The sequence below is a fragment of the Tardiphaga sp. vice304 genome, from assembly GCF_007018905.1.
GTDB lineage: Bacteria > Pseudomonadota > Alphaproteobacteria > Rhizobiales > Xanthobacteraceae > Tardiphaga.
The window spans coordinates 5555881-5578466 of sequence record NZ_CP041402.1 but is presented as its reverse complement, the minus strand read 5'-3'; the positions used below and the strand labels follow the sequence as shown (position 1 = coordinate 5578466).

The 22586-nt window shown below is 64.4% G+C and carries 20 protein-coding genes; 14 read left to right on the top strand and 6 right to left on the bottom strand.

Annotated features, from left to right (window positions below):
* Positions 1 to 53: 53 nt before the first annotated feature.
* Positions 54 to 959 carry a LysR family transcriptional regulator gene (locus FNL56_RS26560; protein WP_143575791.1) on the top strand — a complete coding sequence of 302 codons (906 nt, stop codon included), beginning with the start codon at positions 54 to 56 and terminating at the stop codon, positions 957 to 959.
* Between the two features lie 6 nt (positions 960 to 965).
* Here FNL56_RS26560 and greA read toward each other — a convergent pair whose 3' ends face one another.
* Positions 966 to 1448 carry a transcription elongation factor GreA gene (greA, locus tag FNL56_RS26555; protein WP_143575790.1) on the bottom strand — a complete coding sequence of 161 codons (483 nt, stop codon included), beginning with the start codon at positions 1446 to 1448 and terminating at the stop codon, positions 966 to 968.
* Positions 1449 to 2951 (bottom strand): ATP-binding protein, encoded by a 1503-nt coding sequence (locus FNL56_RS26550; protein WP_143575789.1) that lies wholly within the window; start codon positions 2949 to 2951, stop codon positions 1449 to 1451.
* A 261-nt stretch (positions 2952 to 3212) separates the two neighbouring features.
* On the opposite strand from FNL56_RS26550, the gene FNL56_RS26545 reads away from it, so the two are divergent.
* The gene (locus tag FNL56_RS26545; RefSeq protein WP_441351319.1) at positions 3213 to 4130 is read left to right on the top strand and encodes a WecB/TagA/CpsF family glycosyltransferase; all 918 of its coding nucleotides are present in this window, start codon (positions 3213 to 3215) and stop codon (positions 4128 to 4130) included.
* Positions 4131 to 4238: 108 nt separating this feature from the next.
* Here FNL56_RS26545 and FNL56_RS26540 read toward each other — a convergent pair whose 3' ends face one another.
* Positions 4239 to 5372 (bottom strand): glycoside hydrolase family 5 protein, encoded by a 1134-nt coding sequence (locus tag FNL56_RS26540; protein ID WP_246660804.1) that lies wholly within the window; start codon positions 5370 to 5372, stop codon positions 4239 to 4241.
* Positions 5373 to 5429: 57 nt separating this feature from the next.
* Positions 5430 to 7712 carry an exopolysaccharide transport family protein gene (locus tag FNL56_RS26535; RefSeq protein ID WP_246661609.1) on the bottom strand — a complete coding sequence of 761 codons (2283 nt, stop codon included), beginning with the start codon at positions 7710 to 7712 and terminating at the stop codon, positions 5430 to 5432.
* Between the two features lie 219 nt (positions 7713 to 7931).
* Here FNL56_RS26535 and FNL56_RS26530 point away from each other — a divergent pair, with 219 nt between their 5' ends.
* The 9 genes from FNL56_RS26530 (at position 7932) to FNL56_RS26490 (ending at position 18236) form a co-directional block, all read left to right on the top strand.
* Positions 7932 to 9449, top strand: a complete 1518-nt coding sequence (locus FNL56_RS26530) for a hypothetical protein (RefSeq protein ID WP_246661608.1) — start codon at positions 7932 to 7934, stop codon at positions 9447 to 9449.
* Positions 9450 to 9629: 180 nt separating this feature from the next.
* On the top strand, positions 9630 to 11009 hold the full coding sequence (locus FNL56_RS26525) for a lipopolysaccharide biosynthesis protein (protein WP_143582470.1): 1380 nt from the start codon (positions 9630 to 9632) through the stop codon (positions 11007 to 11009).
* On the top strand, positions 11006 to 12139 hold the full coding sequence (locus FNL56_RS26520; RefSeq protein WP_143578441.1) for a glycosyltransferase family 4 protein: 1134 nt from the start codon (positions 11006 to 11008) through the stop codon (positions 12137 to 12139). The genes FNL56_RS26525 and FNL56_RS26520 overlap by 4 nt, the downstream gene beginning before the upstream one ends.
* A gap of 19 nt (positions 12140 to 12158) precedes the next feature.
* Positions 12159 to 13634 (top strand): glucosamine inositolphosphorylceramide transferase family protein, encoded by a 1476-nt coding sequence (locus FNL56_RS26515; protein WP_143575786.1) that lies wholly within the window; start codon positions 12159 to 12161, stop codon positions 13632 to 13634.
* A gap of 155 nt (positions 13635 to 13789) precedes the next feature.
* Positions 13790 to 14734, top strand: coding sequence for a hypothetical protein (locus FNL56_RS26510; protein WP_143575785.1), 945 nt, complete (start codon positions 13790 to 13792; stop codon positions 14732 to 14734).
* Complete coding sequence (locus tag FNL56_RS26505; protein ID WP_143575784.1) at positions 14731 to 15861, top strand: GNAT family N-acetyltransferase; 1131 nt, start codon at positions 14731 to 14733, stop codon at positions 15859 to 15861. Before FNL56_RS26510 ends, FNL56_RS26505 begins: the two co-directional genes overlap by 4 nt.
* A 24-nt stretch (positions 15862 to 15885) precedes the next feature.
* On the top strand, positions 15886 to 17238 hold the full coding sequence (locus FNL56_RS26500; protein WP_246660801.1) for a lipopolysaccharide biosynthesis protein: 1353 nt from the start codon (positions 15886 to 15888) through the stop codon (positions 17236 to 17238).
* Between the two features lie 220 nt (positions 17239 to 17458).
* Positions 17459 to 17704 (top strand): DUF2934 domain-containing protein, encoded by a 246-nt coding sequence (locus FNL56_RS26495; protein ID WP_143575783.1) that lies wholly within the window; start codon positions 17459 to 17461, stop codon positions 17702 to 17704.
* Between the two features lie 139 nt (positions 17705 to 17843).
* Complete coding sequence (locus FNL56_RS26490; RefSeq protein WP_143575782.1) at positions 17844 to 18236, top strand: hypothetical protein; 393 nt, start codon at positions 17844 to 17846, stop codon at positions 18234 to 18236.
* A gap of 41 nt (positions 18237 to 18277) precedes the next feature.
* Here FNL56_RS26490 and FNL56_RS26485 read toward each other — a convergent pair whose 3' ends face one another.
* Together FNL56_RS26485 and FNL56_RS26480 are read right to left on the bottom strand one after the other, a co-directional pair.
* The gene (locus FNL56_RS26485) at positions 18278 to 18496 is read right to left on the bottom strand and encodes a hypothetical protein (protein WP_143575781.1); all 219 of its coding nucleotides are present in this window, start codon (positions 18494 to 18496) and stop codon (positions 18278 to 18280) included.
* 99 nt (positions 18497 to 18595) lie between these two features.
* Positions 18596 to 19897, bottom strand: a complete 1302-nt coding sequence (locus FNL56_RS26480; protein ID WP_210245441.1) for a PQQ-dependent sugar dehydrogenase — start codon at positions 19895 to 19897, stop codon at positions 18596 to 18598.
* Between the two features lie 109 nt (positions 19898 to 20006).
* Here FNL56_RS26480 and tenA point away from each other — a divergent pair, with 109 nt between their 5' ends.
* From tenA to FNL56_RS26465, 3 genes are all read left to right on the top strand, one after another.
* Complete coding sequence (gene tenA / locus FNL56_RS26475) at positions 20007 to 20669, top strand: thiaminase II (RefSeq protein WP_143575779.1); 663 nt, start codon at positions 20007 to 20009, stop codon at positions 20667 to 20669.
* 139 nt (positions 20670 to 20808) lie between these two features.
* Positions 20809 to 21597: an alpha/beta fold hydrolase gene (locus FNL56_RS26470; RefSeq protein WP_143575778.1), complete on the top strand. Its 789-nt coding sequence runs from the start codon at positions 20809 to 20811 to the stop codon at positions 21595 to 21597.
* Positions 21597 to 22583: a Bug family tripartite tricarboxylate transporter substrate binding protein gene (locus FNL56_RS26465; protein WP_143578438.1), complete on the top strand. Its 987-nt coding sequence runs from the start codon at positions 21597 to 21599 to the stop codon at positions 22581 to 22583. Before FNL56_RS26470 ends, FNL56_RS26465 begins: the two co-directional genes overlap by 1 nt.
* Positions 22584 to 22586 lie beyond the last annotated feature (3 nt).

Here is a 22586-nt window from a genome sequence, read left to right as displayed (position 1 = left end):
ACCGCATTGGTTTATACAAATAAATGATGTAATCTGGGGCAGGGGAGACGAGGATGGACCTGCACCAGTTGCGCTGTTTTGTGGCCGCCGCCGAGGAGCTGCATTTCGGGCGGGCCGCCCAGCAGCTCGACATGATGCCGGCGGCGCTCGGCCGCCATGTGCGGATGCTGGAAGACGATCTCGGCACACGGTTGCTGACGCGGACCACGCGCAGCGTGGCGCTGACCGAGGATGGCGCGGCGTTTCTGCTACAGGCGCAGGAATTGCTCGCGCAGGCCGATCGGCTGGCGGCGAGTTTTCGTGCCCGGGCGCGGGATCGCGCAGCCACGATCCGCATCGGCGCGATCGATAGCGCTGCGGCCGGGCTGCTGCCGGCGCTGCTGCACGACATGCGCGAGCAGCAGCCGGAGGTCGCGGTGCAACTGGTGGAAGACAAGACCATCCGTCTGCTGCCGCGGCTGCTGTCCGGCGGGCTGGATCTTGCTTTCGTGCGGCCACCGGACCGCGCCGACAAACGGTTGGAATTCCTGTTCCTGTTCCACGAGACCGCGGTGGTCGCGGTGTCCAACCGGCACCCCCTCGCGGATCGCTCGAGCCTGACGATAGCCGATCTGGCCGACGAGCCTCTGATCGTGCCGGAGCGGCGGTCGCGGCCGCACAGCCATGACCTGACGATGAAGCTGTTTGCGGAGGCAGGCGTCCGCGCGAATGTGGTGCAGGTGGCCGACGAGAAGCAGACCATCGTCAATCTGGTCGCCGCCGAACTCGGCGTCGCGATCGTGCCGCGCTGGACGTCGCGGATGGCGGCGCGTGGCGTCTGCTACGTGCCGCTGGCGATGTCAGCGATGAACAGGCTGCCGCTCGCCGCAGCGTGGACGCGCGGCACCCGCGATCCCGTGCGGACGAAGCTGATCGAGATGCTGCGGGTCAAATTGTCGAGCTACGCCACCGAGGCGTGAGCGCCGTCAGGCGATCGCGATGATTTCGAGTTCCTGGCCGTCGAGGCCTGCCACGTCGCCGACCGCCTTGCCCGTCAGCAGCCGTGCCACCGGAGAAACATAGGAAATCGAGCCCGTCTTTGGGTCGGCCTCATCCTCGCCGACGATGCGATAGGTCTGCACGCGGCCATCGTCGCGGCTGAACGTCACCGTGCTGCCGAAGATGACGGTGTCGGTCGAGGTGGGATCGGGGATCAGCTGCGCCGTGCGGACGCGCGCGGCAAAGTAGATCGTATCGCGCAGCGGCGTGGCGGCCTGGCGTCGCTTCTCGTTAACGTCCTCGATCTTCTGCGTGGCGTCATAGGCTTCGCGCGCGGCGAGAAGCTGGGCTTCCAGCGCCTTCAACCCGGCTTCCGTGACCAGATTGGGATGCGACGAGATCGGCCGGTCCGGCAGCATCGTTTCCGATGCGGTCTCGGCGCTGTCTTCCTTGGTAAAAGCGACACTCACTTACGAAATCCCTGCGATGGCGGCGTCCTCGGCGTTGGGATCGCCCGGCGCCGTGGCCCAGGCCAGTTCGACCAGCGTCACAATGCGACGTCCGGCGCCGTCGAGCTGGCAGACGATCAGGCCCTGCTCCTCGATATAGCTAAGCAGTCGCCTCGCCCTTCGCAACGAGTGCGAGCCGTAGGCGCGGGCGATTGTGGCGTCGCCGGGGCAGGGCAGGCCTTCCTTGGCGGCGCGCGCGATCATCATGAACACGCCCTGCATATCCTCGGGCAGGAGGCCAGCGCGGTCCGAGACGTCTTGCCAGCCGTCGTCCTCGGCGATGTCGGAGCCGAGCCCGGCGCGGGCGCGGGTCAGCATGTGCCGGAAGTCGGCGAGATCCGGCACGGCCAAGCCGAGGCCGGCGATCCGGCAGCGCACTACGAATTCCTGATACAGCACGCCGACGGCGCGGAAGCCGGCATCGGGCTCCGCCATCACGGCGCGCAGGATGGCATCGACGCGCTCGCGTTTCTTCTCCAGTTCCTCGGCGCTTTCCGGCGGCGCGACGGGATCGGGGCGCACCTCCATCGCGGCGGATTTCGCGGCCATCAGCTGGCCGAGCAAATCGGGCGATGACGGCGGCGGCCGGCGCGGCGCGCGAGCCGGCTCCGGCGGCGGCGCGGCCAGGATCATGGCGTGCATGTCGAGCGAGGATTCCGGCAGCGGCATCAGCCGCGGCGTGGCGTTGCGCGGCTGGGTGTCGGTCGGGCCGATCCGCAGCCCGAGCGGGCGGCGCGACAGCGCCGGGCCGAGCGCTATGAACTGGCCGCGCTCGAGGTCGCGAAACGATTCCGCCTGGCGCCGCTCCATGCCGAGCAGGTCGGCGGCACGCGCCATGTCGATGTCCAGGAAGGTGCGGCCCATCAGGAAGTTGGACGCCTCGGCGGCGACGTTTTTGGCCAGCTTGGCGAGGCGCTGGGTGGCGATCACGCCGGCGAGACCGCGCTTGCGGCCGCGGCACATCAGATTGGTCATGGCGCCGAGCGACAGTTTTCGGGCGTCGTCGGAGACTTCGCCGGCGACGGCGGGCGCGAACAATTGCGCCTCGTCGACCACCACCAGCATCGGGTACCAGTGATCGCGGGGAGCGTCGAACAGCCCGCCGAGAAAGGCGGCAGCGCGCCGCATCTGGTGCTCGGCGTCGAGGCCCTCCAGATTGAGCACGGTGGAGACACGGTGCGCGCGGGCGCGCTCGCCGGCGACCTGCAACCCGCGCTCGGTATGTTCCTCGGCATTGATCACCAGATGGCCGAAGCGGTCGGCCAAAGCGACGAAATCGCCTTCGGGATCGATGATGGTCTGCTGCACCCAGGGTGCGCTCTGTTCCAGCAGCCGGCGCAGCAGATGGGATTTGCCGGAACCGGAATTACCCTGCACCAGAAGGCGGGTCGCCAGCAGTTCTTCCAGGTCCAGGGTAACGGGCGTGCCGGCCGTCGTATTTCCCATCTCGATCGCAACGGTCATATCGACTCACAGGCTCCTTGCAGCGTGCGGCTTAACAACCCGATCGCAGCCCGTCGAGCGCCACCGGGCCGGTCATCCCCGTGTTCCCGGTCAGGATCAGGACGGTGGCGTCGCGGCGATCCGGTTCATACCCCGTTAACCAGCTATTAATTTCTCCGCGCCCGGCGGTGGCAACCGGCGGGCAGCAACGGTAGAAATAACGCTACAGGTGACCGTGATCCGCCTCATCGCCCCACGCGGAAGCTTGCAGGGACCGGAATGTTGAACGAAACGGAAATCGTTGGTTCGTCCTCCGAAGCCGAGGTGCCGCGGCGTCAAACAGCCGATCGCCGCATCATGAGTTTCGAAGAGACCAAGGGGGCCTTCGCCGCCCTTGGCATCGAGGAACGCCGGGCGACCGGCGATCGCCGGCGCAATCCGTTTCGCCAATGGCGGCGCATCGTGCTGGGCGGGTTGCCGGTGGTGGTGGTGGACCGGCAGGAGGCCGCCCAGGTGATCGTCGAGGAGGCCCTGAAACGCCGGAATATGTGGCGCTATCCGGCCTATCTGACCTCGACCAATGGCGAGGTGACCTATCGTTGCGATGTCGATCGCACGGAGCGATCGCTGTTCCTGCAGGCCGATGCGATCTCGGCCGACGGCATGTTTCACGTCTTCGTTTCGCGCTTCAAGGGCGATGCGTTGCCCGAGCGGGTGGCAACGTCGGATCTGTTTTACGACGTGGCGCAGCGCGCGCAGGCCACCGGCGCCACCATGTTCATGCTCGGCGCAACAGCTTCGGCCAACCAGGCCGCGGTCGATGCCGTCCGGACCCAGTTTCCCCAGCTGCGGCTGGTCGGGCACCGGCATGGCTTTTTCGACGGCCCGGCCGACGAGATCGCCACCTGCGATGAAATTGCCAGGCTGGCGCCGGATATTCTGTGGGTCTCGATGGGCGTTCCCCGCGAGCAGGAATTCGTGGTTCGGAACCGCGAACGGCTGTGCTCGGTCGGCGTGATCAAGACGTCGGGCGGCCTGTTCGATTTCCTGTCGGGCAATGCGGTGCGCGCGCCGCTGTGGATGCAGAATATCGGGCTGGAATGGCTTTGGCGTCTTGGCCGCGAGCCGCGCCGGCTGGCGTGGCGCTATATCAAGACCAATCCGCGGGCGCTGTATCTGCTGCTGACGAACTCACGCTGACATCCGTCATCGCGCGGGAATGGGCGCTTCAGCAGCGCCCGGTTCCAGCGCTGGCGGTCGGTGTCGAAGATCGCCAAATCTTGGTTGAACTGCCAGCTCGCCCATAGGCTAGGGTCGGTGTAGAAGGGCTCGCAGCACACCGCCATCCGGTCGTCCGGTCCGATCGTCCATTAGGCCAAAGCCCTGCGCCAGTTCCCAGTGTGCCCAGCCCCAGCAGTGCTGTTCGGCGTGTTTGACGACCGACCGTAGCCAACGCAGACGGCTGTCTCGAGGCGCGTGCGCTTTAAGAACGCCGAATTCGTTGATGATGATCGGTCGTCGGTTCTGCTGTTGCCAGCGGATCGCAGGCTCCAAATTCGTCGACACGATATCTCCGGCACCATGGATGGTCGCTTCGCGCAACACCTGTAGCGCTGCGGTCCTGTGCGCAGCGCTCAGCTGCGCATCAATCGCAACCACCGCTTTCTCGGTCGCCACGATCGGAAAGGGCAATCCCCGGATGTAGCTCAACGGATCGTTGGCGTCCCAATGCCCTTGGTGGGTAAAGGCCATTGGATCGTAGAAGTGAATGGCGTAGACGACATTGAGGTCCTCAAGCGCCCGGAAACGTTCCAGTGAATCGGGGCGCTGCCAGTTGACGGGACCCACGATGATCGTCGTGTCGGGCAGCAGTTTGCGGACAAATTTGGCCAGTTGTTCGGCCTGCGTTTGCCAGATCTCAGCGCTGACGTCTGGCTCGTTCAGCAGTTCGGCGTACACCATCTTCGCTGGATATCGCGCAATGACAGACGCCAGCGCTCTCCAGGCTTCCTGCAACAGGCCCATCGCAACCGCAGGGGCCTTTTTATGCATCTGGTTGAAGGCGTCACCGGGATGCACATCGACTGACACGACGAAGCCCATCGTGGTCAGGTCCTCGAGTGCGCGGTCGAGCGCTGCCAGTTGCGCGCCTCGATCCTCGGCGGACGAATCGATGCTCATCACGTTTTCGGCCGGCACCGGAAGCCGGATGTGGGTCATTCCGGATTTGCGCAGCTCGCGCAGCGTTTTCGATACCTTCGAGATCATCTTCGGATCGTCGGTCCAGCCGGCAAGGTTGAAGCCCTTGGCCAGCGCAGCAATGGTTTCAGCCGGTACTCGATGGGTAAGCGGCGGACATGATGCGCCCACCTGCGATGACGCCGGCGTCGCGATCAGCGCCGCGAGGAGAGCAGCAAATAGCCGAGCGTTGACGAAGCTCACCCGTTTCAAACTGCCGACCTTAATGTTGACTGGACGCAGATCCAGAAAAATACGTCATCAGGAAGCAAGCTCCACGTGCGAATCTGTAACCTTGACCAAGGCCGGAGCTTCGGTGGAGTTCACCACCAGACCAACGCGCCCGGCACCGGCGGCAGCCAGCATCGACCGGATCGTGCCTAGCTTCGCGGTCGGGGTCCCGTTGTCCCTGGCCACAATGATAGTGAACTCGGCCTGCGCCGCGAGGCCGGCTATAGCCGCGGATTCCGACATCGAACTTGTATCGATGACAATCAGGTCGAATTCCGTGCGGATGTCGGTTGTCGGCGAGGCCGCCTTGTCGATGCTACCGGCGGTCAGCAGCAACAGAACCGATGCGGCATCGGCCTGCAGCGTATGATGGCCATTGTCGATGAATTCCCGCGGGGCGCCAGCCCGCTGCGATGACGGTTGGTCGATCCCTATCACGACGCTGCGCTGGCCGCGCTCGGTCGCGCACTGCCCGAGAGCGCGAGCGACGGCAGTCTTGCCGACGCCGGGCTCCTCGGAAATGATGAGCACGACATGGCCGCGACCTGGTTCCCGACTCTTGACGACTTCATATAGCGCCGCACACGCCGCGCGCAGGTCGATTTCGCCAGAGCCGGCGATCGGTGTTTGCCAGACGGACTTCAAGCCTTGCTTGGGCGCCACGTAGGGAATTGTGTGCCAGACGGGGAGCCGGGAAAGTGCAGGCTTGCGATCCGGCGCGACAGGCGAGACAGGCGAGACAGACTGCCGGGTGAGTATTTCTTCCAGGTTGAGTTTCCGCACCTCCGAAGGTTCGGTTACGGCAGGCCCTGCTACGACAGCCTCGGCGTCAGCAGGCCTGGCTTCAAGCAGCAGGGGGGTGGCGGGCTTCATATTCGGATCGGAGGCGGGCGCTGTTGCGGGGGCGTCCTTCTGCGTCGTTCGGACGGAATCCATGATCGCCGTGATGGTCGTGGCCACCAGAACCGAGGCCAGCGCAAGACCGACCAGGATTATAGACAGCGGCGGGCGTGTCGGGCGCGTCGGCGGATTGGCAACCGAGACAACCTTTGTCTGCGATGTCTGCAACTGCCGCTGTTCGCTCGTCGCCTTGTAGCGGGACAAGAACTGCTCGTAGATGTTCCGGTTGGCATCCGCATCGCGCTGCAATTCCTGCAGCTTTACGGCGTCCTGTCCATCCGTCAGCATCGCGGTCTCCACTGCGCGAAACTGCTGCTCGACTGTTTTTTGCTGACTCAGGAGCGTTTCGTAATCGGATCTCGCGCTATCGATATTCCGCTTCCGCTCGGCTTCGATCTGGCGATTGACCTCGCTGAGCTGGCTCATCGCAATCATCAGGTCGGGATGGCGATCGCCAAACACCGCGCGCTTTTGGGCGATCTGGTCATTCAACTGCAGGCGTTGTGCGCGCAGGCTTGACAGCAGGTCGGGCCGCGCCGGACCCTCGATATTGCCCTTAAGGTCGCGCTGGGCCTGCTCGTAACGCGTTTTGGCCTCTTCGGCGCGAAGCCTGGATGCGGCCAATTGCTGGCTCAATTCGGAAACGCGCAGCTGCGCCGTCGTGGAATCTCGACCGGCGCTGACGATCTTGTGCTCGAGCTTGAAGGCAGCAACCGCTTCTTCGGACACGCGCAAGCGGGCATTGAGGTCCTTCAGCCGACTATTGAGCCAAGCCGCCGCATCGTCGGTTGCACCAGAGCGGATCTGCGCCTGGTCATCGACAAACGCCTGCGCGACCGCGTTGGCATAGGTCGCTGCCTTCTGCGGGTCCTTCGACGTAAACGTGATGGCGATCACGTAAGTGAGGCCGCGCCGCGAGATGTCGAGGCGGCGGCGGAAGTTATCCAGCACGCGCGAAGTGTCGGTCTCGCTCGCGGCGATCTCGTCGTCGCTCGCAATCTTCAATTTTTCGATCAGCGGACGAAGGAAACCGTCCGATTTGGCAATCTCGATCACGCTCTGCAAAGCCGCGGCGTCCTGCCCGATCCCGGGAAGAACGTCCTGGTCTGTCGTGACACGCTGTTCCCGGGGATCGATCACGACAAGGGCGGTGGCGGCGTAGCGGACCGGCAGCATCATGGTGACGCCGATGCCAAGCGCCAGAAGAACGGCCGACAGCAGCACGATGCGTTTGAACCGCCGCTGGAAGAACGCTACCAGACCCGACGGCGTCAGCATGCCCGTGAGCATGGCCGGCTGCGACGTGTTGATGGCGGCGCGGGGCCGGACGTCCCACGGGTCAGCGTCACGCGGACTGCGCGGGGCATCGCCGAACTTCTGGGAATCATTATTCGGCTGCATCGAATCCAACATCATTCACGCCGCTGGAAGGGAGAACATAGGATTGCACGAGGGTACCTAATTAGAGTTAACCGTTTCTGCAGCCTGATACTGGACGGTGCGGCGTGCACAACCGGCAGACCTGGTATCGGCGGCGGATATCGCGCCAGGCATTGCCCGTGCCGGGTGGGCCAACACGGTTAACGCTTGGTTACCATTTTCGAGATATAGCAGGCCCGAGGAACGCGCAGGATGGCGACCGATTTGAGCACCGCTGTTGCGACAATCAAAGGCATCGGCATTCCCGCCGCTTGGACGGACGCCGCGATTGTGCTCGCCGCCGCTGTCGTGCCGGTTGCTCTGGCGCCTCTGCTGCACAGCGTGAGCCTCTATCTCGCTATCGGCGTTCTCTCTATTTTTGCTTGCGGCGTCGTGGCTGTGATTCCGGCCTACGCTCCGGTTGTCGCGATCGTCGGCCTGCTGTTTCAGAACATCTTCGTCTCGCTGTGGTCGCCCGTGCTCGACCCGGCGGCGGTGGAGTTCATTAAGGGGTACAATTTTCTCGTCTGCGCGGTTATGTGGCTGGCGACGCTGGCGCTGTTCATTCTTGGCCAGCGCGACCGTTCGCCGCCGACGGTACGGTTGATGGGGATGAGTTCCATCGCACTGGGGGCGGTGCTGCTCTATTTCGTGCTAGGCGCGTTCGCGAACCCGATGGCGGCTACAATCTACCTGCGCAATATCGTCCTGCCGATCTTTCTGTTTCAACTCGCACTGTTGACCTCGGCCAGCATGGAGTTGCGGATTAAGCCAGCGCTGATTGCGATTGCGATCGTATTCATCGTCTGCGGTTACATCGAACTGACGTTTCGGGACTTCTGGCTCGACGTGACGCACGGCTATTCCTACTGGCGGTTCGACGAACTGAAAGCAACGGATTCGGGCGTCTGGGAGCGCGAGATGCGACGGACGGGCGCGGTGGCGGTCGATCTGAAGGACCGATTCAAATTCGGGTTTCTCAATACGCCTTTGCTGGATGGGTTTGGCCTGTCCGAAATTCTGCGCATCTTCGGGCCGAATATCAGCGCGATCAGCTACGGCTACGGCGTCGCCTTTTTCGCTCTGTTCCTGTTTTCCGTGGGACGTCCGGTGATGGCGGTGATAAGTCTGCCGTTATTGGTGCTCTGCAGCGTCAAAGGAGCGCTAATTCTATTGCTGTTCGTCAGTGTCGGGTGGCTGGCCACACGGTTGATCGGCGCGGTGCTCGCGCTGACCTTCGGTCTCGCCGCCCTGGTGCTGTATATCCTGGCCGGCATCTATGTCGGCCTGAACATTGGCGACTATCACGTCCTTGGCTTCATGGGCGGTATCAACGGTTTCCTGCAAGCGCCTTGGGGGCGGGGCCTCGGCATCGGCGGCAACCTGTCCGAAGGGTTCGACGAAATCGACTGGAGCGCGGCGCAACAGGCCGGTTCGGTGAACGGCGCTGTCGAAAGCGCCGTCGGCGTCCTGTTGTACCAGATGGGCCTGGCAGCGCTCGTGCCGCTCGCGTTCTACTTCTATCTCGCCATGCGGGCGTGGCGGCTCTACGCCTATTCAGGCATTGCGAGCCAGGGCATGGTCGCCTTTGGCATCTGCGCCATCCTGGCCAACGGCATTTTCCAGGAAGAAGCGCTTTTCGCGCCACCGGCGCTCGGGCTGCTAGTATGTCTGTCTGGCATCATCCTCGGCGCGTCGGTGCGGGCCGAAAATTTGCAGCTGGAGGCTTAAGGTTAATCCGCGGTTACCCCGGCCGCGTGCGCACTCGTCGATTGCCGGATCGCGAGCCACGGGGACATGGCCGCGGTGTGGCCGCATTAACCGCATCCCGGCGTAGTGATGTCGAATCCGGTCGGCACATGATAATTTACCACCGTGCCGCGATGTCCGTGCGGCGCCGTGGAGTACCCCTTGTCAGCTTTCAACACCGGCGCCCGCGCTGTGATGACGATGCTCGGCTCGCTTGCCGGCGCGTTGCGGCGCGACGTCACGCAGGGCCTGATGGTCACGATCACGCTGCAGGTCGGCGGCGGGATCGTCTCGTTTGCGATGTTCTCGCTGGCTGCGCGGGTGCTGTCGGCGCCGGAGTTCGGCCATCTCGCGCTGTGGCTGAGCGTGTGCCAGATGGCCAGCGTCGCCGCCCTGCTCGGGCAGGAGATGTTCATCCTGCGCTCGCTGAACGAATATTCGGTGGCAAAGCGCCCGGATCTCGCCAAGGGCTCGCTGCTGTTTTCGATCGGCCTGGTATCGGTCGTGCCGCTGCTGGCGGGCGCTGCCATCGCGCTGCTCGGCACGACGATGCCCGGCCAGACCACCGCTTTGTCCCTCGCTACCGGGCTGTTTCTGGTGTTGAGCTCGATGCTGGCGCTGTCCAGCCATATTGCGCGGTCCACCGTCGGCATTTTCATGGCCGACGGCATGCGCGAATTGTTCTGGCGCGCGTTGGTGGTCGCGACGTTGGTGGGGCTGACGGTGGCCGGGCTGCATATCCAGATCGATCAGTTCTTTCTGATCGGGTCGCTGGCGCTCGCGATCGCACTGCTGATCCAGGTGACGGCGGTCTGGCGCGCCTTTCCGAAAGATATCTTCCCCGCCAAGGCAGTCTGGCGCCTGCGCGAATGGGCGCGCACCTCATCGGGGTTCTGGGCCTCGACCCTGCTGGAAACCGTCAACCAGTATTTCGATGTGGTGATCGTCTACTGGTTTCTCGATCCGGTTTCCGCCGGCGCCTATTTCATCGCGACGCGGCTGTCGAACATGTTCGCCACCGTGCTGGCCGCGGTTCACAACTTCGCCACACGGCGCATTCCGGCGCTGTATTTCGCCGGCCAGACCGACGAACTCAACGGCGTGTTGAGGCGCATGGCGGAAGTTGTGCTGCTCAGCGTGATCGCCGGCGTGGCGATCATCGGCTTTGGCGCCGAATACATCCTGGCGCTGTTCGGTCCGAACTTCGTTTCCCAGAAGTGGACGCTGATCATCCTGACCGCCGGCACCGCGATGTATGCGGCCGGCGGGCCTGCCTCTGCGATCCTGATGATCGCAGGATTCCAGGCGCGCTACCCCTTGATCGTCGCGGCCAATATCGGCATTCGCTTCATCGGTTTCGCGGTGCTGATCCCGATCTGGGGCCTGCAGGGCGCAGCCGTGTCGGCAGCGTTGAGCCTTGCCATCGTGACCGTGGTGCTAAACGTGTTGTGCCGGCGCTGGGTCGGGGTCGATCCGTCGGTGCTCAATCTGATCGGTCGGCCGGGCGCACGCCTGGTGCCCGCCACCGGGAAGACGCCATGACATTGCCGTCGGTCCGTTCCGGAAAACCGCGCGTGCTGTTCATCCAGACGCAGGGCGAGAATGCCGGCGCGCAGGAGATCACGCGGCTGGTCGGCGCAGGTCTCACGGCGCGCGGTTTCGACGTGCATCATCTGTTTTTCTATCGCAAGTCGGCGCATTTCAATGAGCCGCCGAACACGCTGTATTGCACGCCGGGGCGGCCGAAAAATCCGGTCGCAGCCATGCGGTTCCTCGCCACGCTCGGCCAGCGCATCCGGCAGTTACGGCCGGATGTGATCCTGCCGTTTCAGCACTATGGCAACACGGTCGGCGGCGCGGTCGCGCGGCTGGTCAGCGCCGCGCCGATCATTGCCAATCAGGTGTCGCCGAAGGCCACGATGAACCCAATGGTGCGCGCCGTCGATTTTGCGCTGGGCAATCTGGCATTCTTCAAATCGATCGTCGTCAATTCGCATGACATGCTGGTCGACTATTCGCGCTACCCCCGGCCGTACCGATCGCGGCTGCGCTATATCCCGCACGGCTTCGAGCTGAAACGCACCACGCTGTCGAAGCAGGAAGCGCGACGCGCGTTCAACTTGCCGCCGGACGCCATCCTGCTCGGCGGCGTCGCCCGTCTGCATCCGATCAAGCGGCTCGACAAGGGAATCCAGGCGCTGGTGGATCATCCCGAATGGCATCTGGCCGTGGCCGGACAGGGGCCGGAAGAAGCCAACCTGAAGCGGCTCGCCGAACAATTAGGCCTCGGCAAACGTGTTCATTTCATCGGGGAGATCGCGCCCGAACGGATCGGTGATTTTCTCGTCGGTCTCGATGTGTTCGTGTTTCCCTCGGAGTCGGAAACCTTCGGCCTGGCCGCGGTGGAGGCGGCGGGCGCGGGAATCCCGACGGTTGTGACCGATCTGGCGGTGCTGCGGGAAGTGTTGTCCTACAAGGGTGAGCCCGCCGCGCTGTTCGTCGATGCGGCAGATGCGCGCCAACTGGCCGCTGGCGTCGCGCGGCTGCTGACCGACGATGTGCTGCGCGAGACCCTGCAACGCAGCGCTGCGGGCCTGACGGTGCGCTATTCGATCGACGCGATGACGGACGAGTATGTCCGGCTAATGGGTGAGCTGGGGGTCTCGGCATGAGCCGCGCGGGGCCGGGCCGATGCTGATCGAACTGCGCTGCGATCACGCGCGGCCACGGGCGTGGATGGACGCCTTCGCCGGCGAGGTCGGCGGCGAGCGCGCGGACACGCGGATCGTTCGGATCGAGGCCGGCCAGCCGCCAGCCGGACTCGGCGCGCTGTTCGAGTTGGAGCGCCTGCTGCTGCGCAAGGGCCGGTCGTCCCTGGTCGATCCAGTGAAACACTTGAGCCGCGCGGCAATAGCGGATCCGACAGCGGACCCGGAGATCGTGATCGATTTCACCGCCCGGCCGCGCGACGCGGCCAGCCCCGCGCGGATGTATCTGCGGCCCTACTACAACGGCGTTGCCGGCGAGGACGCCGCGCTGGCGGCGATTCTGACGGGCGACCTGCCGCAGATCGAAATCGTCGATGAGGCGAGTGGCCTGACGCTGGACCGGGGATGGCCCTCCGCCGAGATCGCCGCCGGGCTGAGCGGCCATCTCGAGGCGGTCGTCGCGCGGACGCTGACCTTGCTGCGCGCCATCCTGTCGGGCAGCCCGCGGCTGCCCGTTCCCGAACGTGCGGTGGTCGGCGAAAGTTCGCCCAAGACGCCGGTGGCCTATGTGGCCGGCAGTCTGGCGCATGCGTTGGCCCGGCGCATCTATCATCTGTGTTGTTACGCCCCGCACTGGCACATCGGCTGGCGCTTGAACGCCGGCGCGGGCGTGTGGGAGAACGGCGACCTGTCGGGCGCGCCGTGGCAGCGTCTCGCCGATCCCGGCCATCGCTTTTTCGCCGATCCGTTTCCCGTGACCTGGCAGGGCCGCACCTTCGTCTTTTTCGAGGATCTCGATCACCGAGTCGGCAAGGGCACGATCTCGGCGATCGAATTCGACGCGCGTGGCCCGATCGGGGCGGTGCTGCCGGTGCTGGAACAGCCCTGGCACCTGTCCTATCCGTTCCTGATCGAGGATGGCGGCGAGCTCTGGATGATCCCCGAGAGTTCGGCGAACCGCGATGTCGCGCTGTACCGATGTGTTGACTTCCCCGATCGATGGGAGCGCCATGCAACGCTGCTCGACGATCTGGAACTGGGCGACGCGACCGTGACGCGGCATAACGGGCTGTATTATCTGTTTGGCGCCATTCGCGACGGCGCCGGCGGCTATTCCGACACGCTGGCGATCTATTACGCCGATCGCCTGACAGGCCCCTGGTTGCCGCATGCCGCCAACCCCGTGCTGATCGACCGTGCGCAGGCCCGCCCGGCCGGCAACATGGTGGTTCACGATGGGCAGTTGTGGCGGCCGGTGCAGGACTGCACGCAGGGCTACGGCGGCGCATTGGCGCTGGCGGAAGTAACTGAACTGTCGCCGACGGCGTTCCGGCAGCAGGTCCGTCACCGCATCAGCCCGGGACCGGCGTGGCCGGGCCGCAAGCTGCATACCCTCAACCGCATCGGGAACCTGGAAGTGATCGACGGATCTCGAATCCAGCCCCGATGGCGCCGTTAAGGTGAAATCAGCAGTTCCTGCAAACGCGCCTTAACCGTCAATCACGTTAATCATCGGCGCCTCATTTATCGGGGCGCGCCGGCAGCGTATTGTACCCACGCGGCGCTGATCGGTATTCCGGGTGTCGCGACTGGATTGCAGACGGGAGCCCCGAGATGAATTCCATGACCAAGAACGACGACATCCTTGTTGACTGGCAGTCCCGGCATCAGGACCTGTTCGGTGTACACGCCATCAAGCTGCACCACCGCCTCATCGATACGGGACTGTTTTCGCGCGAGGTGCTCGGCCGGCTGATCGAGCGCTGTCCGAAAAATGAACTTGGCCTGGAGTCGGTCAGTTTCGAGGGCGAACAGCACCAGCGTCTGTATGGCGAGCTGGGCGCTGCGTCCGGCATGGAGGCGATCGACGCCATCGCGAAGGGCCGGATGTGGATGAACATCCGTCGCGTGATGGACTGGGCACCGGAATATCAGGCACTGCTGACGCGGATATTCGACGAGTTCGACGCCCGCATGGGCGGCTTCAAGACCTTCAAGCGCAATCTCGGCGTGCTGATCTCGTCGCCGAACTGCCGCGTGCCCTATCACGCCGATATCCAGGGCCAGTCGCTGTGGCAGATCGAAGGCGTCAAGCGGATCTTCTTGTATCCGCGCTCCGACGTGTTCATGCCGTCGACGAACATCGAGAAGATCCTGCTGCGCGAGACCACCGAAGACATGCCGTATCGCGGCTGGTTCGACGAATTCGCGACGGTCTACGACCTGCATCCCGGCGAGATGCTGACCTGGCCGCTCTACGCGCCGCACAAGGTCGAGAACCACGACTGCCTGAACATCTCGGTGACGATGGAGCACTGGACCCAGCAGATCTGGAATTCCTACGCCGTGCACTATGGCAACGGCGTGCTGCGCCGGACGCTCGGCCTGCAGAACTCGTCGACCCGCGATCACGGCATCCACGTCTATCCGAAGGCGGCATCGGCCTTCCTTTGGAAGAAGAGCGGGCGACAGATCACAGGCGACGTCGTCTCGAAACGCGATTTCCGGATCGATGCGGCCAGCCCGATCGGGCGGACGGATATTGCCGGAGCGCAGTGAGCACCAAGCCGATGTTGATGACCGACCTGAAGACGCTGCAGTTGGACGTCGAGGTCGGCGTCGAGCCCGACTTTGACTTTCTTGGCGAAGAATATCGCGCGTTCTTCAACCTGAAACGCGGCACCGTGTTCCAGGCGCCGCTGTGGCAGGCGTCGATCCACGCGCGTCTGGTGCCGGGTCTTGCTGCCAGGCCCTATACGGTGACGATCCGGACCCGCGCGGACCGGCGGCTGCTCGCGCTGATCCCTTTCGTCGTTCAGAAACCGGCCGGCATCTCGATCCTGCAGCCGGCCGACTTCGGCGTCTGCGATTACAACGCCGTCGTCGGCGATCGCGAAGTGCTGGAGACGCTGGCTGCGGACCCGTCCGTGATCGGTAGGCTCGATGCGCTGCTGGGCACGGCCGGCGTGATGATGTTCCGCAAGGCGCGGGATGACGGCTTCTCGCCGGCGCGACTGTTTCGCAAGACCAGCGCCACGCCGTGCGACAATGCCGCCTACCATATCGAGACCGGCCCCGATTTCGAGGTCTGGCAGCGCCAGAGGGTGAACCGCAAGTTCACCAAAGAGCTGGGCCGCCTCGGCCGTCAGGTCGCGCGCGACTTCGGCGCTTACGAACAGCGCGTCCTCACCGATGAACAGGGTATCCGCGACGCCTTCGCGTTTCTGCGAGCCGTGCGCAAGGGGCGCTTCGAGGGCGACCTGCTCGACGACGAACTTTACGCCGCGTTCTATCTGGATTTCGCGATTGCCGGCGCCAAATCGGGCGACGCCATCACCTATGTCAGCACGCTCGACGGCAAGCCTGTCGCGGTGCTGCTTGGCGTCGCATATGCCGACGAGTGCCACGCGGTGCTGATCGGTGCCGACACGCAACGGCTCGGCAAATACTCGCTCGGCATGCAGCTGCTATACCGCATCGTCAAGATGCGCTTCGATAAAGGTCTGCATCGCTTCGATCTTGGCCTTGGCAACACCGGCTACAAATCGATGTTCCGGGTCGAGGAGACCACGCTGCACAATTACACCGTGGCCCGCAGCCTGGCTGGTGCGGCACTGTCGATGGTGTATCACCACGCCAAGCCGCTGAAGAACTTCCTGCGCCGGCTGTCGCCGCGGCTGCGCTGAGGAAATCCGAAGGATGATGATCGCTTGAGCATCTTTTCGTCCTTTCCGCGGCTCGCCGCGCTGTGGACCAATCCCTCGCTGCGCGGGATGGCCGGCGTGTTCGTGCTGCGCATCACCATCACGGCGCTCAGCTTTGCGCTGATCACGCTGGCCGCGCGCGCGATGCCGATGGCGGCCTTCGGCACCTATTCGATCCTGTTTAGTGCGGCCGGCCTGTTCTGCATTCTCGCCACCGTCGGCCAGCAATTGCTGCTGATGCGGTCGTGGAACGAATATTCGGCGAGCCGGCAGACAGGCCTGCTGAAGGGCGCGCTGATCTTCGCGGCGCTGGTATGTGGCGCGGGCGGCGTGCTGGTGGCCGTGCCGTTCTATGCGTGGTTCGCAGCGTCGCAGGGGCCGCTGGTCGCGGTTTCGGTCACGCTGTATCTGGTCACCTTGTCGGTGTTGCTGACGACGTCGCATCTGGTACGCACGGCGATCGGCATTGGTATCGGCGACGGCGTCGGCAATCTGTCGCTGACCGTGCCACCGACGATCTATCTGGGCTGGATGCTCCTGACCGGCGCGACCGCACGGCTCGACAGCGTGTTTTTTCTGATGGCCGCAGGCGGCATCGCCTGCATTGTGTGGCACGTCACCGCCATGACGCGGTTGATCCGCAGGAAATTTCCGGGCTTCGCGGTCACACCGGCCGAGTTCGACTGGCCGTCGTGGCGTAGCCGTTCGCTCAAGCTGTGGCTGTCGAACAGTCTGGAAGCGTCGAACCAGTATCTCGACGTCCTGATCGTCGGCGCGTTGATGAGCCCCGGCGTCGCCGGCGCCTATTTCGTCACCAGCCGGCTCGCCAACGCCTTTGCGATGGCGACGGACGCGATCCACATGTTCTCGACCCGGCATATTCCGGATCTGTACTATCACAAGAAGTTTGCTGAACTGGGGGCCTTGCTCGACCATGTCGCCGGCGTCACGCTGCTGGTCGTCGTCACCGGCATGGCGGTGATCATCGGCGCCGGCCACTGGATGCTGCTGGTTTTCAGCGCCGCGTACGTGCCGTATTACGATGCGCTGGTGACGCTCTCTTTCGGCATGGTCGCGCTGGCGGCCTCCGGCCCATCCGGCTCGATCCTGATGCTGACCGGGCACGAGAGCCGCTATCTCGGCATCATCGGCGCCAGCGTGCTGTTGCGTGTGATCGGATTCGCGGCGCTGATTCCGTTCTTCGGCGTGATGGGCGCGGCGGTGGCAACGACGCTGTCGTTCGTCTTCATGGCGGTGATGATGGCACGGTCGGCAAAAGCCATGACCGGCATCGACGGATCGGTGCTGCGATTGCGCGACGTGGTCTGGCGGCGGCCGGCACTGGCCAAGCCGAACTAGACATTGGCCAGTCGAGCGGCCCTGCGTCCGTCGTCACGTCCGGCCGCCGCAACACCTTTTGCGTTTGAATGATAAGCGTCGCCTGACTGAATCGATTTGACAGGTCATTCATCGCAAGTACTCGCGCTGAAGGAACTTCAGAACTCGCTGCAGTGCGGCGGCATTCGAATTCTGTTAATCGTGTTTCGGCATCAATACCTCCAGCAGCAAGGAGTTATCGATGTTCAATCTGGAACACGCCATTCGCGAACGCGCCTATCATCTGTGGCTCGCCGACGGCTGCCGCGACGCCGCCGCCGATGCCTACTGGATTGCTGCACAGCGCGAAATGTTGAGCGCGTCGATGTCGGGGTCCGATATCGGAACTCCGTCGATCCCGTCGGAAGCGGCGACCGTGCAGAAAAAAGCGCCCGCCAAAACGAAGATCGTCAAGGTGCCGGCGAAGAGCAAGCGGCGCGCCGCCTGACCATGACGATGATCGCGCGCCTACATCTCCCGATGCACGCGCGCTGTGCATAAAACCCCTAATCTGTGGACAGCCTATTCGCGACGCAGATACCGTCACAAAACTGACCGGATTGGACCCGGCAGGTGGGGCGTATGCGTTGGGTTTGCAGATTGCGATTTTGAAGGTTCTGGCGAGCTATCCAGACGGTCGGGCAACCGTTGCCGCCATGAAAAACGATCTGGCGATCCTCGGCGGCGCGGGCGTGGCGTGGAGCCAGCGTCTCAAGGCACTCGCGGCGCGGGCGCCCAGCCTCGATATTTTCAGCGAAGGCTTCGTGATCCGCGACAGCGATGGTTGGCAGTTGACGCCGGCCGGGCGCAAGGCGTTGCATCGTATCGAGCATCCCGCGCCAGCGAAAGCTGCCACACCCAAGCTCGAAGCGATCGCGCGGCTGACGCCAGCGAGCCCACCGCGGGCACGCATGGTTCTGCAAGTGATCGGCCGCAACGAACGACGTCGCCGGCACGTGGCCGTGGAACGCTCGGCCTGACAATCTCTGCCTGACCACGCGTCGTCGAACGTGCGGTTCAATCAGGCGGCCAGGTCCCACAACTGCGGTGAGCCGCGTAGCAATACCGCGCGTCCCTGAGGCGTCAGCTGTGGAGCGCCATCCGACAGTACTACGAGTCCGATCGTGCCGAGTTGCTGCAAGACGTAGCCGTTCAGCTTGCCGGCAGGCGCCGCCGGGCGCAGCGCGCGCAAGGCGGCCCACTGGTCGCTGGTCAGATCGTGATCGAGTTCGGTATGCATGCTGTCCTGCCCGGTGTCTGGATGCAGGCTTTAGCGGGCGATGGTGAATCTTTCGCGACAGGCGCCGGCCGTATCACTACGGCCGTCGGATCGCAGCCGTTACGCCGCCGTGACGCGCCAGATCACGTCGCCGACGTCGTCGGCTACCAGCAGCGCGCCATCCGGACCGAGGGTGACGCCGACCGGGCGTCCGTAAGACACCTTCTCGTCGGCCGCCAGGAACCCCGACAGGATGTCGCGCGGCGGACCGGACGGGCGGCCATCGACGAACGGGATGAAGACCACCTTGTAGCCGCTCAGCGTGCTCCGGTTCCAGGAGCCGTGCTGCCCGATCACCATGCCATCCGGAAATCCTGGCAGCGTGCCGGCCGGCAGCCAGCACAGGCCCAGCGACGCGGTGTGGCCGCCGAGCGCATAATCCGGCGTGATCGCCTCCGCGACCAGCGCTGCATCCTGCGGCACGCGGTCATCGACCGTCTGGCCCCAATAGCAATAGGGCCAGCCGTAGAAGCCGCCGTCGCGCACCGAGGTCAGATAGTCCGGCGGAGTCTCGTCGCCGAGGCCGTCGCGTTCGTTGACGACGGTCCAGAGTTCGCCGGTGACGGGCTCCCAGGCCAGGCCGACGGGATTGCGCAGGCCGGAGGCGAAGATGCGGCTGGCGCCGCTTGCCACATCGAGCTCGACCACCGCGGCGCGGCCCTGTTCGGCGTCCATGCCGAAATCCGCGATGTTGCTGAGCGAGCCGACTCCGATGAAAATCTTGCTGCCGTCGGGGCTCGGCAGCAGGCTGCGCGTCCAGTGTCCGCCGGATTTGAAATGAGTGAGTTTCTTGCCCGGCGCATCGATGCGGTCGGCACCGGCGACATAGGGAAACGCCATGACGCCATCGACATTGCCGACATAGAACGTGTCGCCGAGCTGCGCCATGCCGAATGGCTGGTTCAGCCCCTCCATGAAGATCGTCTGCGATTCAGCGATGCCGTCGCCGTCGCCGTCGCGCAGCAGCGTGATGCGATTAGCGCTTTCGCCGAGTGCCGCGGCGCGGCGCATCGTCGCCTGCATCGCATAGCCGAACACGCTGCGGACGGGACCTGCGACCTGCGACGCCTCGGCGACCAGCACGTCGCCATTGTCGAGTGCATGGATCCAGCGCGGATGCTTCAGGCCGGTGGCGAAGGCATTGACCTTCAGCCCGGCCGCGACGACGGGCTTCTGCCCCGCGGCCCAGCCCTGCGCGGTCGGCATCTTCAGCGTCATGATCGCGCCCTGCGGCTTCGCGGCCGGCACAGCCGGCGCGTGGCCCCAGGCGGCCTGGCTCGGTACGCCCTGCAGCTTGCGCCATTGCAGCGCGCCCGCGCCGACCACCGCCACCATCCGCGCGAAAATTGCCGAAAATTCCATCATGTTCCCCTTTGATCGCGCGTACCCTATCCGCAAAACGCGACGAAGGTCCAACCGCCGCGGCATGGTATGGCTGCCATGGTTTCACGACGAACAGCCGGGGATATCGATGAGTTTTTTTGCGCGACTGAAGACTGCGGCGGCACCGGAGTGGCGGGCCTATACCTCGCATCCCTTCACCAACGGGCTGGCCGACGGCTCGCTCGCCGAGGCGGCGTTCCGCCATTATCTCGCGCAGGATTATCTGTTCCTGATCGAATTCGCGCGGGCCTATGCGCTGGCCATCTACAAATCGCCGGCGCTTTCGCAGATGCGCGATGCCGCGGCCGGCCTGTCGGCGATCCTCGACGTCGAGATGGACCTTCATATCAAGCTCTGCGCCGGCTGGGGCCTCACGCCCGGCGATCTGGAGCGCACCGAGCCCGCCGCCGAGACGCTGGCCTATACGCGCTACGTGCTCGACACCGGCATGCGCGGCGACCTTCTGGCGTTGAAGGTGGCGCTGGCGCCCTGCGTAATCGGCTATGCTGAAATCGCCACGCGGCTCGCCGCGCATCCGCACGCTTCGGCCGCCGGCAATCCCTATCGCGCCTGGATCGCCGAATATGCCGGCGAAGCGTACCAAGACGTCGCGGTTTCGGCACGGGCGCAGCTCGATCACCTGGCCGATCTCTACGCGACGCCGGCGCGCGAAGCCGAACTGATTGCGATCTTCAAGGAAGCCACGAGGCTTGAAGCCGACTTCTGGGAAATGGGCTGGCGGCACGGGTAGCTTCTGGACTTGGCCCGGCGCACATGGCCGCCCGAGGGTGGCGCGATGCACCGGCCCGGGCAACGATCGTCGCGATTGCATTTCTGACGGCTTCGGCATGTAAATTGCCGGATCGAATTTGAAATGGAATGCCGGACCCATGCCGATTGCGACGTCACGTGGTGCTTCTCTCTATTGGGAAAAGCAGGGCCAAGGCCCTGCGCTGGTTCTGGGGGCGGGCCTTGGCGGGGTCGGGAGCTACTGGACGCCGAACATGGCGGCGCTGACGCAGCATTTCACCGTCTATCGCTTCGATCAGCGCGGCACCGGCCGCTCCAGCCGCGAGGCCGTGGAATCGATCGAGCAGATGTCGGCGGATCTGGTGGCGGTGCTGGACGATGCCGGGCTGTCCCAGGCGATGTATCTCGGCCATTCCACCGGCGGCGCGATCGGGGTGGCGACGGCGCTCGATTATCCGGAGCGCCTTTCGGCGATGATGATCTATGCCAGCACCACCCATGGCGACGCCTATCGGAGGAAGATCCTGGGATTGCGTTCGGTGCTGTTCAGCCAGCTCGGCGTCGAGGCCTATGCGCAATATTCGACGTTGCTGCTGTATCCGCCGTACTGGATCAACACCCATGAGAGCGAGATCGCGCAGTCCGAGGGCGTTACGCCCGACCAGCTCGGCAGCGCCGAGATCCAGGCCAGCCGGTTCGACGCCATCCTCAATTTCGACCGCCGTGCCGAACTGTCGCGGATCGCGATTCCGACCCTTGTCGTCTGCGCCGACGACGATATTCTGACGCCGAGATACTTTTCCGAAGAGTTCGTCCGGCTGATACCGGGCGCGCGCGGGCATTTTCTACCGCGCGGCGGCCATGCGCTGTCGCGCACCGAGCCCGCGCTTTTCGAATCGATTGCAGTTGAATTTTTCCAGGGAGTTTGATGTCGATGATGGCCCGTTCGTTCACAACCCTGCGCGTGGCGGCCCTGCTGGCAGCCCTATCGATTTCAACGTTTGTCCAGGCGCAGGAATGGCCGCCGCACAATCTGCGCATCCTCGTGCCGTTCCCGGCCGGCGGCAGCGCGGATATTCAGGCCCGCGCCATTGCGGACGAACTATCGAAAAAGCTGGGCAAGCCGGTGCTGATCGAGAATAAGCCAGGCGCCGGCGGCAATCTCGCCGCGACCGAGGCCGCGCGGTCGGTACCGGACGGCACCACGCTGTACATGGCGACGACCGGCACGCACGCCGCCAATATCAATCTCTACGAAAAACTGTCCTATGACCCGGTCAAGGACTTCCAGCCGCTGACGCTGGTGACGATCTACCCGCAGGTCATCACCGCCAGCGGGCCTTACAAGGATCTCGACCTCGCCGGCCTGATCGCGGCGATCAAGCAGCAGGGCGACAAGCTCAATTTCGGCTCGTCGGGCGTGGGTTCGCCGACCCATCTCGGTGGCGAGCTGTTCAACCGTGAGGTCGGCACGAGGCTGATGCATGTGCCGTATCGTGGCCAAGGCCCAGCGATTACCGACCTGCTCGGCGGCCGCCTCGACGTCATGTTCCCCTCGATCCCCGACGCGCTGGCGATGCTGCAGGCCGGCCAGATGCGTGCCATCGCGATCATGGCCGAGAAGCGCTCGAAGGTGCTGCCCGATGTGCCGACCACCGCCGAGCTCGGCTATCCCAAACTGCTGAGCGCGATCTGGGCCGGGCTCTATACGACCGCGGGCACGCCAAAGCCGGTTGTCGATCGACTGGCCAAGGATCTGGCCGAGATCGTCGACTCCCCGAAATTCAAGGACAAGTTCGAGGCCATGGGCTTCGAGGTACGCTCCTCGACGCCGGAACAGTTCGGCGCCTACGCTGCTGCCGAGACCAAGCGCTGGGGCGACATCATCAAGGCACTCGACATCAAGCTGAACTAGAAG